This is a genomic window from Vibrio sp. HM8-C (genome assembly GCF_058630515.1).
In genome coordinates this window covers 42,387-59,168 of sequence record NZ_JBMMKS010000020.1, presented here as the reverse complement: position 1 = coordinate 59,168, position 16,782 = coordinate 42,387, and the positions used below count along the sequence as shown (strand labels likewise).

The 16,782-nt window shown below is 44.6% G+C and carries 11 protein-coding genes and 2 tRNA genes; 8 read left to right on the top strand and 5 right to left on the bottom strand.

All coding sequences use genetic code 11. From position 1 onward, the window contains the following. Nucleotides 1–5 precede the first annotated feature (5 nt). The 7 genes from ACOSVQ_RS18690 to ACOSVQ_RS18660 all read left to right on the top strand — a co-directional run bounded on the left by ACOSVQ_RS18690 (nucleotide 6) and on the right by ACOSVQ_RS18660 (nucleotide 7,768). Nucleotides 6–81, top strand: a tRNA-His gene (locus ACOSVQ_RS18690). Nucleotides 82–135: 54 nt separating this feature from the next. After that, nucleotides 136–212: transfer RNA gene (locus ACOSVQ_RS18685), tRNA-Pro, on the top strand. Between the two features lie 949 nt (nucleotides 213–1,161). Next, nucleotides 1,162–2,877 (top strand): ABC transporter ATP-binding protein, encoded by a 1,716-nt coding sequence (locus tag ACOSVQ_RS18680; RefSeq protein ID WP_491983935.1) that lies wholly within the window; start codon nucleotides 1,162–1,164, stop codon nucleotides 2,875–2,877. A gap of 94 nt (nucleotides 2,878–2,971) precedes the next feature. Next, nucleotides 2,972–4,531, top strand: a complete 1,560-nt coding sequence (locus ACOSVQ_RS18675; protein ID WP_165309964.1) for an ABC transporter substrate-binding protein — start codon at nucleotides 2,972–2,974, stop codon at nucleotides 4,529–4,531. Nucleotides 4,532–4,708: 177 nt separating this feature from the next. Next, nucleotides 4,709–5,686 carry an ABC transporter permease gene (locus ACOSVQ_RS18670; RefSeq protein WP_491983932.1) on the top strand — a complete coding sequence of 326 codons (978 nt, stop codon included), beginning with the start codon at nucleotides 4,709–4,711 and terminating at the stop codon, nucleotides 5,684–5,686. A 2-nt stretch (nucleotides 5,687–5,688) separates the two neighbouring features. Continuing rightward, the gene (locus ACOSVQ_RS18665; protein ID WP_491983931.1) at nucleotides 5,689–6,627 is read left to right on the top strand and encodes an ABC transporter permease; all 939 of its coding nucleotides are present in this window, start codon (nucleotides 5,689–5,691) and stop codon (nucleotides 6,625–6,627) included. 163 nt (nucleotides 6,628–6,790) lie between these two features. Then, nucleotides 6,791–7,768: an SPOR domain-containing protein gene (locus ACOSVQ_RS18660; RefSeq protein ID WP_491983930.1), complete on the top strand. Its 978-nt coding sequence runs from the start codon at nucleotides 6,791–6,793 to the stop codon at nucleotides 7,766–7,768. Between the two features lie 111 nt (nucleotides 7,769–7,879). Here the strand turns inward: ACOSVQ_RS18660 and ACOSVQ_RS18655 are convergent, their stop codons facing one another. The 3 genes from ACOSVQ_RS18655 to ACOSVQ_RS18645 form a co-directional block, all read right to left on the bottom strand. Next, nucleotides 7,880–11,005: an efflux RND transporter permease subunit gene (locus tag ACOSVQ_RS18655; RefSeq protein ID WP_491983929.1), complete on the bottom strand. Its 3,126-nt coding sequence runs from the start codon at nucleotides 11,003–11,005 to the stop codon at nucleotides 7,880–7,882. Between the two features lie 3 nt (nucleotides 11,006–11,008). After that, a complete protein-coding gene (locus tag ACOSVQ_RS18650) occupies nucleotides 11,009–12,160 on the bottom strand; it encodes an efflux RND transporter periplasmic adaptor subunit (protein WP_491983928.1) in 1,152 nt (383 codons plus the stop codon). Between the two features lie 356 nt (nucleotides 12,161–12,516). Next, complete coding sequence (locus ACOSVQ_RS18645; RefSeq protein ID WP_491983927.1) at nucleotides 12,517–13,395, bottom strand: dimethylarginine dimethylaminohydrolase family protein; 879 nt, start codon at nucleotides 13,393–13,395, stop codon at nucleotides 12,517–12,519. A gap of 197 nt (nucleotides 13,396–13,592) precedes the next feature. Between ACOSVQ_RS18645 and ACOSVQ_RS18640 the strand changes: the two genes are divergently transcribed. After that, nucleotides 13,593–14,255, top strand: a complete 663-nt coding sequence (locus ACOSVQ_RS18640) for a TetR/AcrR family transcriptional regulator (RefSeq protein ID WP_491983926.1) — start codon at nucleotides 13,593–13,595, stop codon at nucleotides 14,253–14,255. Nucleotides 14,256–14,325: 70 nt separating this feature from the next. Here the strand turns inward: ACOSVQ_RS18640 and gorA are convergent, their stop codons facing one another. Then, nucleotides 14,326–15,696 (bottom strand): glutathione-disulfide reductase, encoded by a 1,371-nt coding sequence (gene gorA, locus ACOSVQ_RS18635; protein WP_491983925.1) that lies wholly within the window; start codon nucleotides 15,694–15,696, stop codon nucleotides 14,326–14,328. Nucleotides 15,697–15,841: 145 nt separating this feature from the next. Continuing rightward, on the bottom strand, nucleotides 15,842–16,681 hold the full coding sequence (locus ACOSVQ_RS18630) for a 23S rRNA (adenine(2030)-N(6))-methyltransferase RlmJ (RefSeq protein WP_491983924.1): 840 nt from the start codon (nucleotides 16,679–16,681) through the stop codon (nucleotides 15,842–15,844). Between the last annotated feature and the right edge of the window lie 101 nt (nucleotides 16,682–16,782).

Sequence of the window (16,782 nt, the reverse complement as noted above, 5' to 3'; positions counted from 1 at the left end):
TTTTGGTGGCCATAGCTCAGTTGGTAGAGTCCCGGATTGTGATTCCGGTTGTCGCGAGTTCAAGCCTCGTTGGCCACCCCATTATTTAGGTAACTTTGGTTCCCTTTCTTGTTAAGTTCAAGATAAAACATAAGTCGGTGAATAGCGCAGCTTGGTAGCGCATCTGGTTTGGGACCAGAGGGTCGGGGGTTCGAATCCCTCTTCACCGACCACTATATAAGGCCTCAGTCGAAAGACTGGGGCTTTTTTGCATTATGGATAAAGTAATTTGAACCGAATGGGGTTAATCCGATGCTCTGGATCTGCACCCAACGACTATTAAGGCCTCAGTTGAAAGACTGGGGCTTTTTTATGGGACAAATTTCAAGATTGAGTCAGTATGGTATTTGGTTGGGAGATGCTAGATCTGTGGGCTAACTAGAATGATGACTTTGAATGGAAACGGTGGGCATTTTTGTATTTAAGTGCAGAGTTACTGTGATTTTGGTTTTTACTGATGTTTATGTAACTTTTATAGCTAAATTCTGGGATTCGTTTCAAGGTTTGTTGCCCTATTTTTTGTGCCACATAAAAATCGTCTAAAGTATAAGTGGATGAGTTTTGTACAAAATTGGCTATTGAAACTGGAATGACTAAATTTGCACATTTATTGAATTAAAAGTTTTGGAGTAAACACCTGTTGTTGTGTTTTTTAATTCGAACTAAAAACTACTGTTTTATTTTTATGTGGTCATAAATTTTAATTATATCGATAGATGCTGATTTTGTTTCTAAATTGTTAACTGTATAAAGTGGTGTTTATTTGATTTTTTATTCATGTGGTGGATTTTAGATTGTATGGCTGTTTTAAGACTTTCTAGTGTTTAAGGCTAAGTTGGTTGGTGTGGTTTCACGTGCTAGATAAAAGGTAAGACCATTGCTAATCATGTTTTGGTTGCATACAAATTCGATAATAGTGCTTTGAATTCGTTTTTTATCGACTTTTTATCCTATCATTGTTGCTTTTCTGTGAAATATTTGCCAAATTGATGGGCTTGTAAATTGTCAGAATTTTGTACTGACAAGAATGGATTCACTTGTACTCATATTACTCGTATTTTTCACTGGTATATGGGGCGCAGACAGGGCAGAAAACTGCCGAGCAGTAGAGGTCTGGTGTAAATGTCACTTTTAGAAGTAAAAAACCTTCGTATTGAATATCCTTCGCGTCACGGTGTGCATGCGGCAGTAAAATCACTTTCGTTCAATATTGAGCGTGGTGAAATTGTCGGTGTAGTTGGCGAATCTGGTGCAGGTAAATCTACCGTAGGTAACGCCGTTATTGATTTGCTTAGCCCTCCAGGAACAATTGCTGGTGGTGAAGTGTTCCTCGACGGAGAAAAGATTTCCGGTTTATCACCAGAGAAAATGCGCAAAGTGCGCGGTTCTAAAATTGGCTTTATTTTCCAAGACCCAATGACGTCTTTGAACCCTCTGTTTACAGTAGAGCACCAATTAACAGAAACCATTCATGCCAATATGAAGGTTTCAGATGAAGAAGCATATCAACGTGCACTTTCTCTAATGAAGCAAGTTGGTATTCCTCAACCAGAAAACCGTCTCAAACAGTATCCTCATCAGTTTTCTGGTGGTATGCGTCAACGTGTCGTTATCGCTATCGCACTTGCAGGTGAACCTGACCTGATTATTGCGGATGAACCAACGACGGCGTTAGATGTTTCGATTCAGGATCAAATTCTAAACCTTATTCGCGAGCTGTGTATCAAGAACAACGTAGGTTGTATGTTGGTCACGCACGATATGGGTGTAGTTTCTAACGTTACTGACCGAGTAGCAGTAATGTACCGTGGTGATCTTGTTGAGTTTGGCCCAACGGCAAAAGTACTGGGCAACCCAGACCACAAATACACTCGCAGTCTGATTTCAGCTGTACCTCGTTCAGATAAAAAACTAGACCGTTTCCCTCTTGTGACGTACATCGAGCAAGCTGCGGATACTAAATCGATTGATATTAAGAACCACTGGTTGGGCAAAAGTCAGGACAACCGTAAGTACACAGGCCCACTACTGAAAGTGGAAAATGTTAACTTGCGTTTTGTTACTAAAGACTCTTTATTCGAAAGTCGTCGTGAGTACGTTCAGGCTTCAAACGATGTAAGTTTTGAGGTGCATGAAGGTGAAACATTCGGTTTAGTGGGTGAATCTGGCTCAGGTAAATCGACCATTGCACGTGTTATTGCTGGCCTATATGCGCCAAATGATGGACGAGTAACTTTTGAAGGTATCGATTTAACCGCTCTGAAATCAGAGAAAGAGCGTCGTCCTATGCGCCGCCAAATGCAGATGGTATTCCAGAACCCTTATACGTCGATGAACCCTCGTATGAAGATTTTCGATATCGTTGCAGAGCCGATTCGTTTCCATAAGCTCACCAGCGGTGAAGCAGAAACTCGACAAATCGTAAATGACTTATTAGAGCATGTTGGCTTAGGCAAAATGGCTGGCGTGAAATATCCGCACGAGTTTTCAGGTGGTCAGCGTCAACGTATTTCGATTGCACGTGCACTCGCAACTCGTCCGCGCTTATTGATTTGTGATGAACCAACATCCGCGTTGGATGTATCTGTACAGGCTCAGATCTTGAACCTTTTGAAAGATCTTCAAGATGAACTGAACCTAACCATGCTGTTTATCAGTCACGATTTACCAGTGATTCGCCAGATGTGTGATCGCGTGGGTGTGATGAAAATGGGGACCTTGCTAGAAGTTGCACCAACAGAGCAGCTTTTCAACTCACCTCAGCACGAGTACAGTAAACAACTGATTTCCTTGATGCCTGAATTTACAGGCTTGAGAGAAGAAGTAGAAACGGCTTAAAGCCGCAACCATTACCAAACGTTCTTGTTTGGCATTTTAAGCAGAAGCAAATACAACAACTAGGGATTTGGATTCCCGCATAAGGAGTTATGCAATGAAAACCATGAAAAGCAAATTAGCATTAGCTTTAATGGCCGCTGGTTTAAGCTTTGCAGCTAGCGCAGCAGATATCAAAGTAGCGTACGACGCAGACCCAGTGTCTCTTGACCCACATGAGCAACTTTCAGGTGGTACGCTTCAGATGTCTCATATGGTATTTGATCCACTAGTTCGTTACACACAGGAATTGGATTTTGAACCCCGCCTAGCGGAAAAATGGGAACGTGTTGACGATAAAACTGTACGTTTCCACCTACGCAAAGGTGTTAAGTTCCATTCAGGTAACGAACTAACAGCAGACGATGTTGTGTGGACATTCGACCGCCTACAAGTTTCTCCAGATTTCAAAGCGATTTTCGAACCGTTTGAAAAATTGGTTAAAGTTGATGATTACACATTTGACCTAGTGTCAAAAGGTGCATACCCGCTTGTTCTTCAAACCGCAACTTACATCTTCCCAATGGACAGCAAGTTCTACTCTGGTACTGGTGAAGACGGTAAAGACAAAGCTGAAATCGTGAAACACGGAAACTCTTTTGCTTCTACTCACACATCAGGTACTGGTCCGTTCATCGTAACTGCACGTGAGCAAGGTGTTAAAGTTGAGTTTGAACGTTTTGACGGTTACTGGGACAAAGCGTCTAAAGGTAACGTAGACAAACTTACTCTAGTGCCAATCAAAGAAGACGCGACTCGTGTTGCTGCGCTACTTTCTGGCGACGTAGACATGATTGCTCCTGTAGCGCCAAACGATCACAAACGTGTTGAAGAAGCGAAAGGCGTTGACCTAATCACTCTTCCAGGTACTCGTATCATCACGTTCCAAATGAACCAATCTAGCAACGAAGCGTTGAAAGATGTTCGTGTTCGTCAAGCTATCGTTCATGCGATTAACAACGAAGGTATCGTTGATAAAATCATGAAAGGCTTCGCAACAGCGGCTGGCCAACAAAGCCCTAAAGGCTACGCTGGTTATAACCCAGATCTAGTTCCACGCTTTGACCTTAAAAAAGCAAAAGAGCTGATGAAAGAAGCGGGTTACGAGAAAGGCTTCACGCTAACTATGATCGCTCCAAACAACCGTTATGTGAACGATGCGAAAGTAGCTCAAGCAGTTTCTGCAATGCTGTCTAAGATCGGTATCAAAGTTGATCTGAAAACTATGCCTAAAGCGCAATACTGGCCTGAATTCGACCTTTGTGCAGCAGACATGCTGATGATCGGTTGGCACTCGGATACAGAAGATTCAGCGAACTTCTCTGAATTCCTGACTATGACTCGTAACGAAGAGACTGGTAAAGGTCAGTACAACTGTGGTCACTACTCTAACCCAGAAGTAGATAAGCTAGTTGAAGAAGCAAACGTTGAAACAGATCCTGCTAAACGTTCAGCAATGCTACAGAAAGTAGAAGCGACTCTGTACAACGATGCAGCGTTTGTTCCGCTACACTGGCAAAACCTTGCTTGGGGTGCGAAGTCTAACGTACACGCGAAAGAAATCGTGAACGCAATGGACTTCCCTTACTTCGGCGACCTAGTGGTTGACGCTAAGTAAGATTAAGCATTAACACGTAATACCACGCCTTCGGTGTTTGACATCGAAGGCGTGTTTTAACAGCTAGACAGTTAGGCAGTTTATTTTTTCAGTCGGATAAAATGTCGTTTTTTAGGCTGAGTATTTTCGCACCGTGTGTGTGTTCCGAATTTTGCATGGAAAGTTAAGGGGCAAGGAATGTTTACGTTTCTGGTCAAGCGCCTGTTTCAGGCACTGATAGTGATGTTTGTGATCAGTTTAGTGGCGTTTGCCATCCAAGATAACTTGGGTGACCCGCTACGTGAGCTTGTCGGCCAATCTGTTTCAGAATCTCAGCGTCAAGCGCTGCGTGATGAACTTGGTCTGAACGATCCCTTCATTACCAAATATACACGCTTTGTTACTGCTGCTGTGCAGGGTGACTTAGGCACATCTTATTTCTTTAAACGCCCAGCGATAGAAGTGATTCTAGACAAGCTCGTTGCGACTCTAGAACTTGTGTTTGGCGCGTCATTAATCATTGTTGTTTGTTCGATTCCAATTGGTGTTTATACGGCAATAAAACCAAAAAGTCTGTTTACGAAAGTCGTGATGGCCGGCAGTAGTATCGGTATCTCAATCCCGGTTTTCTTAACAGCGATTATGCTGATGTATATCTTCTCAATTGAATTGGGCTGGCTGCCATCTTATGGCCGTGGTGAAACCTACAATCTACTAGGTTGGGAATCAGGTTACTTTACGGTTGATGGTTTATTGCACCTGATCTTGCCATGTATCTCATTGGCTTCAATCATGTTGCCGTTGTTTATTCGTTTAGTTCGTTCTGAAATGCTGGAAGTTCTAAGCTCTGAATACATTAAATTTGCGACAGCAAAAGGTTTACCACTGAAGAAAATCTATTATCAGCACGCTCTGAAAAACACTATGTTGCCGGTATTAACGGTAGGTGGTGTTCAGATCGGTACTATGGTGGCGTACACCATTTTGACTGAGACAGTGTTTCAGTGGCCAGGTACAGGCTTCCTATTCCTTGAGGCTATTAACCGCGTAGATACACCTTTGATTACTGCTTACGTTATTTTCGTAGGTCTAATCTTCGTTGTAACCAACACCGTGGTCGATTTGTTATACGGATTGATTAACCCAACCGTAGACTTAACAGGAAAAGGAGCATAATCATGAGTCAATTTGCAGAAGCTCCTTCACGCTGGGAGCGTTTTAAACAGTCAGATTTTCTGTACTACTTCTTACGTGACAAAGTGGCAATGGTGAGTTTTGCCATTTGTATGATATTCCTAGTGCTTTCAGTGGCGGCGCCACTTATTGCTCCGACAGACCCATACGACATGTCGTCTATCGATATTATGGACGCAGAGTTGCCACCATCTTGGATGGATGGCGGTGATGAACGCTTCCTATTAGGTACGGACGAGCAAGGCCGCGATATTTTATCGACTATGCTTTACGGTTCACGTCTTTCTCTGACTATCGGTTTTCTTGCAGTAGCGCTTCAGTTAGCTCTAGGTATCATCATTGGTCTGTCTTCAGGCTACTTTGGTGGTCGTATCGATAGCTACTTAATGCGTTTTGCGGATGTTCAGCTTTCGTTCTCAACAATGATGGTGGCGATCATTGTTTCGGCAATCTTCAAAGCGAGTTTTGGTAGTGAGTTCTATAGCGAATATGCGGTACTGATGCTGGTGGTGATCATCGGTGTGGCTGAATGGCCACAGTATGCACGTACTATCCGTGCATCAGTATTGGCTGAGAAGAAGAAAGAGTATGTGGAAGCGGCGCGTGTAATGGGCTTCAAAGCGCCTCGTATCATGTTCCGCCATATTCTGCCGAACTGCTTATCGCCAATTTTAGTTATTTCAACAGTACAGGTGGCAAACGCCATCATGTCTGAAGCGGCACTTTCATTCCTTGGCCTAGGTTTGCCAGTTGACCAACCATCTCTGGGGGCTCTGATTAGTATCGGTTTTAACTACATATTCTCTGGCTCTTGGTGGATTACTGCGTTCCCAGGTGTACTGCTCGTTACTCTAGTTTTGGTTATTAACCTGTTAGGTGACTGGCTGCGCGATGTATTTAACCCGAAAATCTATAAAGGGTGATCCTCGTCGATTGATTTTGTTGACATAATCTACCTAAACTAGAGCCGTAAGTGATTACGGCTCTTTTTTTGCTTATGTTTTTCACAGAACTAGAAATCGTTGTACAGAAACAAGCTCAGGTAGAGCAAATGACATTAGCCATAGTCACCTGAACGGAGAGCATATGGATATTAAAGGGGTCGCAATGCCGAAACTTTCTCACCTTTTTTTGATTGGATTGCCTTTTTGTTTCGCTTCTCAGCCACTTTTGGCCGCAGAGCCTGACCAGTTTTTGTGTGGAGGAACTCAAGCATCGACCAACGAGCTTCCACAACTCAACAGCAATTGCCCAATTGGTAATGGTTTGTGGGGTAACTCAGCGCCTAAAGGGAAAGATTCTCTGTTCTGGATTCAGTGTGGATTGCTGAATGAATCGATGCCATTAAGCCGGGCTAAAGTACTCTATAAACACATATCTACGGATGTATGGATGAAGCCGGAAGGCAAAGCACTACGTTGCTTAATTGGTCCATACAACGATTATGCGACAGCGAAAAAAGAACTCGCTGGAGTAAAAAGTGAGAAGCTCTATAAAGAAGCGTTCATTCGAGAAGTGCGTAAAGGTGAACAAGACGCACCGATAGTTGCGGCAAAGAAGACAGAGCCGAAACCAAAGAGCACGCCTAAAAAGGCGGTAGAAGCTAAACCAGTACCTGTGGTTAAGCCAAAACCAGCCGCTAAAGTAGAGCCAAAAACAAAAGTAGAACCCAAAACAAAAGTGGAATCTAAGAAGACCGAGAATGTTGCTCCTGCTGTAGCGAAAGAGGCGGCTATGGTGACTATTCGACGTGAGACCACAATCAATGGGCTTCGCTATGTTGTTCCTTACGTGATGGATGAAAAGGAACAGTTCTACATGGAGCACGATTTGGCGTGGAATCGCTTGAGTTATGCTGCTGCTGAGCAACGTTGTCAGCAACAACAAATGCGTTTGGCGACCGAAGTGGAATGGAAACAGCTGCTTGATTCCAAAGTGATGGAGAAAGATAAGTGGCCGGTATACTTACCCTATTGGGGTTTAAACAATAAAGGCTTCTTTACCACAGGTAAGGTCAATACGCTGAAAGGTACTTCTCTTCTCAATATCATGTGTGTGAAATAGCCAAAGCCCAGACACTGACAGCAATAAATTGAAACCAATAAAAAGCCCAGTGAATCCACTGGGCTTTTTCATCTTTTAACCACTGATAAGGGTTGCAGTGGTTAGATAAGATTATGCATCTTCTGGAATCTTATGTGGTTGCGTGCGGAAAAGCTTCATCACAATCACAAAGAACACTGGAACGAAGAAGATAGCCAGAATCGTCGCAGCAAACATACCGCCCACAACACCCCAACCAATCGCGTTACGGCTAGCCGCACCTGCGCCGGTACTGAGTGCCAGTGGAAGTACACCCAAAATGAAGGCAAATGACGTCATCATGATTGGACGTAAACGCATACGACACGCTTCGACTGTTGCTTTGATAAGATCCTCACCTTCGTCATAAAGTGCTTTGGCAAACTCTACAATCAGGATGGCGTTCTTCGCAGACAGACCGATAGTGGTTAACAGACCCACTTGGAAGTAGATGTCGTTAGACAGAGACTTCATTGTCGCAGCAGCAATCGCACCAAATACCCCTAGTGGAACAACCATGATTACCGAGAACGGCACACTCCAGCTTTCGTATAGAGCAGCAAGGCTTAAGAATACGATTAGGATAGAAAGTGCATACAGTAGTGGAGCTTGTGAACCAGTTTGTACTTCTTGGTAAGATGCACCTGTCCACTGCAGACCAATACCTTGCGGCAATTGAGCTACTATCTCACTGATGGCTTGCATTGCATCACCAGTACTCATACCCGCTGCCGCAGAACCCTGAATGTTCACGGCCGGAACACCGTTGTAGCGTTCTAGACGTGGAGAACCATAAGTCCAATCGGTAGTTGCAAAGGCATCGAATGGAACCATCTCACCGAGGCTGTTCTTCACATGCCATAGGCGCAGATCTTCTGGTGTCATACGGTATTGGGCATCCGCTTGAACGTACACTTTCTTAACACGGCCATTATCGATGAAGTCGTTAACGTAGCTAGAACCTAGTGCTGTTGATAGCGTGCTGTTGATATCAGATACAGACAGGCCCATCGCCATCGCTTTTTCGTAGTCGATGTTGATGCGGAACTGAGGAGTATCTTCCATACCATTCGGACGCACACCTGTTAGGTTCGGGTTTTGCGCCGCCATACCTAATAGCTGGTTACGTGCTTGGATCAGTTTGTCGTGGCCCAAGTTTGCGTTATCAGTGAGATAAGCATCAAAGCCCGTTGCGTTACCAAGACCCATGATTGCTGGAACGTTAAAGGTATAGATGTTTGCCTCTTTCACTTGAGAGAATGCACCCCAAGCACGACCAACGATAGCGTTTACTGACATCGCAGGGTTAGTACGCTCGTCCCAATCTTTAAGACGGATAAACGCCATACCCATGTTCTGGCCTTGACCCGCAAAGCTGAAGCCTGAAACGGTGAAGACTGATTGAACAGAGTCAGATTCATTTTCCATAAAGTGTTTTTCAACTTTATCCATCACTTCCAACGTTTGCTCTTGAGTTGAACCCGCTGGCAACTGGATGATGGAGAGGAAAATACCTTGGTCTTCTTCAGGTACGAAAGAGGTCGGTAGACGAGTCCAAAGAGTACCTAGAATAGCAACAATAATGACGTACATAGCAAGGTAGCGAATTCGTTGATTCACGCCTTTGCTCACTACATTTCTATAGCCGTGTGTACCGCGATCAAAGGCTGTGTTGAACCAAGCCAATGGGCCACGGCGAACGTGGTGTTCACCTTTATGCATTGGTTTTAGCAACGTTGCACAAAGTGCAGGAGTCAGAACCATTGCCACGATAACCGACAGTACCATTGACGATACGATAGTCAGTGAGAACTGACGGTAAATCGCACCCGCAGCACCACCGAAGAACGCCATCGGAATGAATACCGCACTCAGTACCATCGCGATACCAACCAGCGCACCAGTAATTTGCCCCATTGATTTACGAGTCGCTTCACGAGGCGCAAGACCATCTTCAGCCATTACTCGCTCAACGTTCTCTACGACAACGATAGCATCGTCAACCAGTAGACCGATCGCCAGCACTAAACCGAACATGGTTAGGGTGTTGATAGAGAAACCAAATGCGGCCATAACACCGAAAGTACCAAGCAATACCACCGGAACGGCAATCGTTGGGATTAACGTTGCACGGAAGTTTTGCAAGAACAGATACATCACGAGGAATACTAGAACGATCGCTTCAATCAGCGTATGAACTACTTCTTCGATAGAGATCTGAACGAACGGAGTGGTGTCGTATGGATAGATAACCTCAATGTTGTCTGGGAACGTTGGGGTCATCTCTTGAATACGAGCTTTCACTAGCTGAGAGGTTTCAAGTGCGTTAGCACCTGTTGCCAGTTTAATCGCAATACCAGCAGCGTATTTACCGTTGTACAGTGCAACAGCTTGGTAGCTTTCTGCACCCAGCTCAACACGAGCCACATCTTTCAAACGAATTTGCGCACCATCGGTGTCAACGCGTAAGAGGATGTTCTCGAATTCAGAGACCGTTTTCATACGGCTTTGCGCAGTGATGGTTGCGTTTAGACGTTGCCCTTTAACAGAAGGCGCTGCACCTAACTGACCTACAGACACTTGCGTGTTCTGCGCACTGATCGCTGATTTCACTTGAGCTGGCGTTAGGCTGTATTTGTTCAGTTTGTTTGGATCTAACCAGATGCGCATTGCGTTCTGTGCACCAAATACCTGAACTTCACCCACACCTTGAACACGGCTTAGTGGATCTTTTACGTTCGAAATCATGTAGTCAGAAAGGGCTGTGTTGTCCATGCTGCCGTCTGTTGAGACGAAGCCTACAACCATCAAGAATGAGCTAGATGATTTTGAAACAGTGATACCTTGTTGTTGTACTTCACTTGGTAGTGTCGCTTCTGCCAAGGCGAGTTTGTTCTGCACCTGAACTTGAGCGATATCCGCATCCGTACCACTTTCAAAAGTCAGTGTGATGCTGAAAGAACCCGATGAACTACTTTGAGACGACATATAAATCAGGTTATCAATCCCGTTCATATTTTGTTCTATCGTCTGTGTCACACTGTTTTCGACCGTATCAGCTGAAGCACCTGGGTAGGTACCTGAAATGATTACTGTCGGCGGTGCGATATCCGGATATTGGGATACCGGAAGTGTCATGATCGACAACACACCCGCTAACATGATGATTATTGAAATCACCCAAGCGAAGATTGGGCGATCTATAAAAAATCGAGCCATATCTTATTGTTCCTTAGATGATTCCATGACTTGCGGGTTAACCGTGCTGCCAGCGCGTACTTTTTGCAGACCTGCCACAATCACAGTTTCACCAGCTTCTAAGCCAGAATCGATTAACCATTCTGAACCTACAGTGCGAGTAGCCACAACTGCACGGCTTTCAACAACGTTTTCTGCGTTAACAACCAAAACAGAAGCTTCGCCACGAGCATTGCGGCTTAGTGCTGTTTGAGGAACCAAAATTGCGTCTGCACGATCTTCTGTTGGCAGTTGAGCTCGAACATAAAGACCTGGCAACAGGAACTGATCTGGGTTTGGCAGAGTTGCACGAACGTTTACTGTACCAGTGTTTTCATTAACGGATACTTCAGCAAACTGTAGCGTTGCTTTTTGCTCGATTGGTGTGCCGTCATCTAGGAATAGCTTGATGCCTTTCAACTCATCTTTTTCTTTACCTGCACTTTGGCGCAGTTTCAGAAGTTCGTTACTTGGTTGAGAAAGGTCAACATAAAGAGGATCAAGTTGCTGAATGGTAGCAAGCGCATCGGTTTGGTTAGCTGTAACCAATGCACCTTCTGTTACTAATGAACGACCGATACGACCTGAAATTGGTGCTTTAATATGTGTGTAATCAAGGTCGATTTGTGCAGCGTTAACATTTGCTTGAGCTGCTTTTACCGATGCTAGCGCTTCTTTGTAAGTAGCTTGTGCATCTTCGTAATCTTGTTGGCTTACGGCATGCTTTTTAACAAGCTCGTTGTAGCGTTTGGCTTGAAGTTCTGTACGGCTTAGCGTTGCTTCTGCTTTTGCTAGGTTCGCTTTCATACTTTCTAGCGAAGCTTGGTAAGTTGACGCATCCAGTTCAAATAGAACATCGCCTTTTTGAACTAAGCTACCTTCAACAAATTTACGAGCAGTAACGATACCGCGAACCTGAGGACGTACTTCTGCGATTCGGAAAGCATTCGTACGGCCAGGCAACGTGCTTGTTACATGAACAGGCTGAGTTGTGACTTTGATGACGTCTACCGCTACAGCTGGAGCTGCACCGCTAGCTACCGCCGCTGGTTTGGCGTCTGGTTGACATCCTGCAAGCACAATTGCGGCTGCAATTGTGGTCAACCAAGTTTTCGACAAGGATTTACCTTGGCCCATATTTCTCTCTCCTTTACCACTAGAACTCATCCTGCACGCTTCCTCTTATGCTTTAAAGGTTGTCGCTGGGCAGAACGCTAATTGGGAACTCAAATGTAGTTATACAAATATTGATAGTATAAATAACCCGCAGTTAATAATTGGTTAAGACATCGGTCCATCGCAAAATCTAAGCAAGACTTTGTCATTTATTGCACAGTTGGACAAGACCCTACACGCAAATCATCACTAATATTAATGAAAAAGATATAAATCTATGCTTGGTAAACTTTAGAAGCAGAAACCGAGAAATGAAAATGGTGGTTAGAAGTGAAAAACGGCTTACTCAAGAGTAAGCCGTTTGAAACATTCCGCTGTTATTTTGCTGACCGTACAATTGGATTGGTTAAGCATGTCGGTCCGCCTTCGCAAGCCATGCACAATGCATCACCTTCAAAAACAGTCACTTTAGTGCCACTTTCCTCCATCACAGCTTTCGTTTTTGGAAAACCATTGATCATGATGCAATGATCAGGAGAGGTTGGCAGAACATTCAGGTTGAGACCAAATGAAGCTTCAAATTCATCTGCAGGTGCGACAACCATTTCGATGCCACGTTGTTTAAGCAGAGTCCAAAGTGCTGCTGGAATCAGTGGAGGGTGAACTAAATATTTCGTTTCCGTGAGTGGAGAAATGACAGACATGAGATGCAAACATGCTTCTTCACCTGTCCAATAAGGCATATCAAATCCGAGTACGGTTACTCCATGAGGATTGAGTAATTGGTTGAGCTGTTCAACACCTTCTCGGTTGGAGCGAAATCCTAGTCCGACGATGAGTGTGTTTTCGTCTAACCAAATGATGTCGCCACCTTCTACTTTAGCGTTGCCCGTTAATTCACCCAGCACCGGAATCCCCGCTTTCTCGTAAGCGCGTTTGTGCAGTGCAGGTTCAGGAGTTCGAAGCGGTTTACCCATACGAAGTGGGATTGCACCCGCTTTGGTGACCAATGATGCATCTCTGGTAAACATAGCATCAGCCAGCTCTTCGCTCGCTTCGTCAATCCAGACAATCTCAGCACCAGAAGTTTCAATCAGGCTGGCAAACTCATCATATTGTTGTAGTGCTTTTTCAGCATTGAACAATGAGTTGTAGTGCCATTTCTGCGGGTCGGCGTTCAGCAGACTATTTCCTGGTCGGCGCATCAGTACGCGTGTCATTGGTTCAGCCATTAATTGGCAGCCGTAGTTCCCCATTGCATTCTCCTTATGACTGGGTAATTAAACTCTGCGTTAAACATTATACAAATGTATAAATTTATACAAGCGTATAATTTTGATTTTGAAAATGAGCTTTTGGGTTATGATAGTCACAGAGCGTTGAATGCAGGCTTGATTGGATGGCACTACCTTTGGTGATATAGCCACAAGCCGCTGAAATAGAATGGAATGAAATGAGTAAGCCAAACAAAGCACCAAGAGAAGAAGCATCAAACAATCGAAAAGATGAGTTGATTGAAGCCACACTGCGTCTAATCGCAACCGATGGAATTAAAGCTGCTACAGTTCGTTCTATTTCTGAGCAGGCAAATGTTACTCAAGGGTTGATTCGTTACCACTTCAAGAGCAAAGACGACCTCATTATTGCTGCTTATGAAAAGCACATGACCAATTTAATCGATTTGGCAGCGCAAGCCGCAGAAGGGGAGTTTGATTGTGCGAAGAAGCGCTTAGCTCGTTTCGTTCAGGCTTCGGTATTACCGCCAATTGTTGATTCACAGGCTATTGCCTTGTGGGCTGGTTTCTTCCAAATGTTGTTTCACAACTCAGCAATGAGAGAAAGTCATCGAAAAACCTATAACTTGCTGCGACTGCACTTAAAAAAACTGATTGAAGATGTATTGGTGGAAGAAGCGCGGAGTTTTGATGAGCCAGAACTGAGAAGGCTCAGTATCGCCTGCAACGCGGTACTCGATGGTTTATGGATTGAAGGTGGCGCGTTGCCGGAGGAACTCAGCTCACAAGAGCTGGTGGATGTGGCTGTGACGACTTTCGGTCAAGTGATTGGTGTCGAGTTGATGAGTTATATTCAATCTGAGCTACAACCACCGTGTTGAATTAACATAGTTTTTGAGTCAACAAAAAGCCCCACATTTGCGGGGCTTTTGCATTTTCGGATGTTGCGAATTAACGCATGGTAACGAATTCTTCTGAACCCGTTGGGTGGATAGCAACGACTGAGTCGAAGTCCGCTTTGGTAGCACCCATCTTCATTGCTACGCCGAAGCCTTGGATCATTTCATCGACCGCAAAGCCAATGCCGTGAAGGCCAACTACCGTTTCTTCTTCACCGGCACAAACCAACTTCATCTTACATGGTTGACGGTGCTGAGTGACGGCAGTGTACATAGCGGTAAAGCTTGAAGTGTACACTTTCACGTTATCTTCGCCGTATTTTGCAACCGCTTCAGGCTGAGTCAGACCGATAGTACCGATTGGTGGATGACTGAATACCACAGTCGGTACTAAGCTGTAGTCCATCTTCGCGTTGGTTTTACCGTTGAACAGACGCTCAGACAATTGGCGCCCCGCTTTAACTGCTACAGGTGTAAGCTCGATACCACCTTCCATGATGTCACCTACACAGTAGATGCCAGCCACGTTAGTATTTTGGTACTCATCAACTTTGATGTAGCCTTGCTCGTTGGTTGCAACACCCGTTGCTGCTAGGTTGATAGCATCTGTTGCTGGGTGACGACCAATAGCCCAAATTAAAGTATCAACGTTTTGGCTTTCACCATTTTCTAAATGAAGAGTCAGGCTACCATCGGCTTCTTTCACGACTTCTTTTGGAACGCTGTGAGTATGAAGTGTTGGACCTTCGGTGTTCATTACTTCAACCAAAGTATCGATGATCATTGGGTCGAAGCTACGTAGTGGTGATTCTTTACGGCAGAATAAGTGAGTTTCTGTACCCAGTGCGTGTAGTACACCAGCAATCTCAACCGCGATGTAACCCGCACCAATTACCGCTACGCGTTTTGGCTGTTCTGCTAGGTCAAAGAAGCCGTTTGAGTCGATACCATGTTCCGCACCAGGAATGTTAGGAATGGTTGGGCGACCTCCGACAGCGATCAGAATGTTGTCTGCAGTGTAATGAACACCGTTAACTTCTACCGTTTTCGCGTCGATGCCATCTCCAGAAACAAAGCGCGCAAAACCGCGAATCACTTCCACTTTGTTGTTACCAAGAACACGGTCATAAGATTGGTGAATACGACCAATATACGCTTGGCGGCTTTCTACCATTTTTGCCCAGTTGAAGCTTTTCACATCAACGTCAAAGCCGTAATCAGGTGCGTATAGGTTCATTGCTTCAGCAACTTGAGCACCGTGCCACATTACTTTTTTCGGTACACAGCCAACGTTTACACAAGTACCGCCAAGATCTTTCGCTTCAATCAGTGCGACTTTTGCGCCGTACATTGCAGCGCGGTTTGCTGATGCGATACCGCCGCTACCGCCACCGATACAGATGTAATCAAAATGCGTTGTCATTACTTTCTCCACTTATTTTTATTCGTTTCCCACTTTTTATTCGTTTGCCACAAGCAATTCTAAACAGCTTAGGGATAAGTTGTGTATTCAGTCTACGATACGGAAAAAACAGAGCAAAGTATTCCCATATTGTTATTCGGTACGATTACTCAGGAACAATCCATTCCACTTTGTAGTGACCGGTCGCTGGCGCGATCGCTTCTTTCAAAAACGGCAGGATTTCCTTCATCTGGCTTTCCAGCTTCCACGGTGGGTTGATAACAATCATGCCTGATGCTGTCATGCCACGCTCATTGGTATCTGGTGAAACACCTAACTCGATTTGTAAAATTTTGTTAATACCAAGGTTTTCCAAACCTTCAATCATGTCTTCGATATCACAGCGGTTTACCACTGGATACCAAATAGCATATATGCCTGTTGCCCAACGTTTGTAGCTTTGTGCAATGGCATTGACCACGTCACGGTACTCTTTCGCCAACTCATAAGGAGGGTCGATCAGTACCAAACCACGACGCTCTTGCGGTGGTAAGCTTGCTTTCAGGCGTTGAAAGCCATCTTCTTTGTAAATCGATACTTGGCGATCACGTTCGAATTCTTGTTCCAACAGAGGGTAATCGCTAGGGTGTAATTCGGTTAATACCATGCGATCTTGCGGGCGCAAGTGAGCACGCGCTACTCGAGGAGAGCCTGGGTAGTAACGCAGTTCATCACCTTGGTTTAGAGCTTTGATTGCATCGAGGTAGCTCTGAATGTCTTCTGGCACATTATCTTGCTGCCAAATGCGCGCGATACCTTGTTTGTATTCGCCAGTTTTTTCAGACCACTCATGAGTTAAGTCGTAACGACCCACGCCAGAGTGCGTATCGTGATATACGAAGGGTTTATCTTTTTGCTGCAGTGCATTGAGGATTAAGCTTTGTACGATGTGTTTCACTACATCTGCGTGGTTTCCTGCATGGAAACTGTGTCGATAACTTAACAAATTCGCCTCTAACCTGTTTTCAGGGGATGTCGGTATCAGAAATATTTCGGCTAATTATACACCCAAGTTTCGACAAAATGCTCTGAATCCTGTTCCTTACG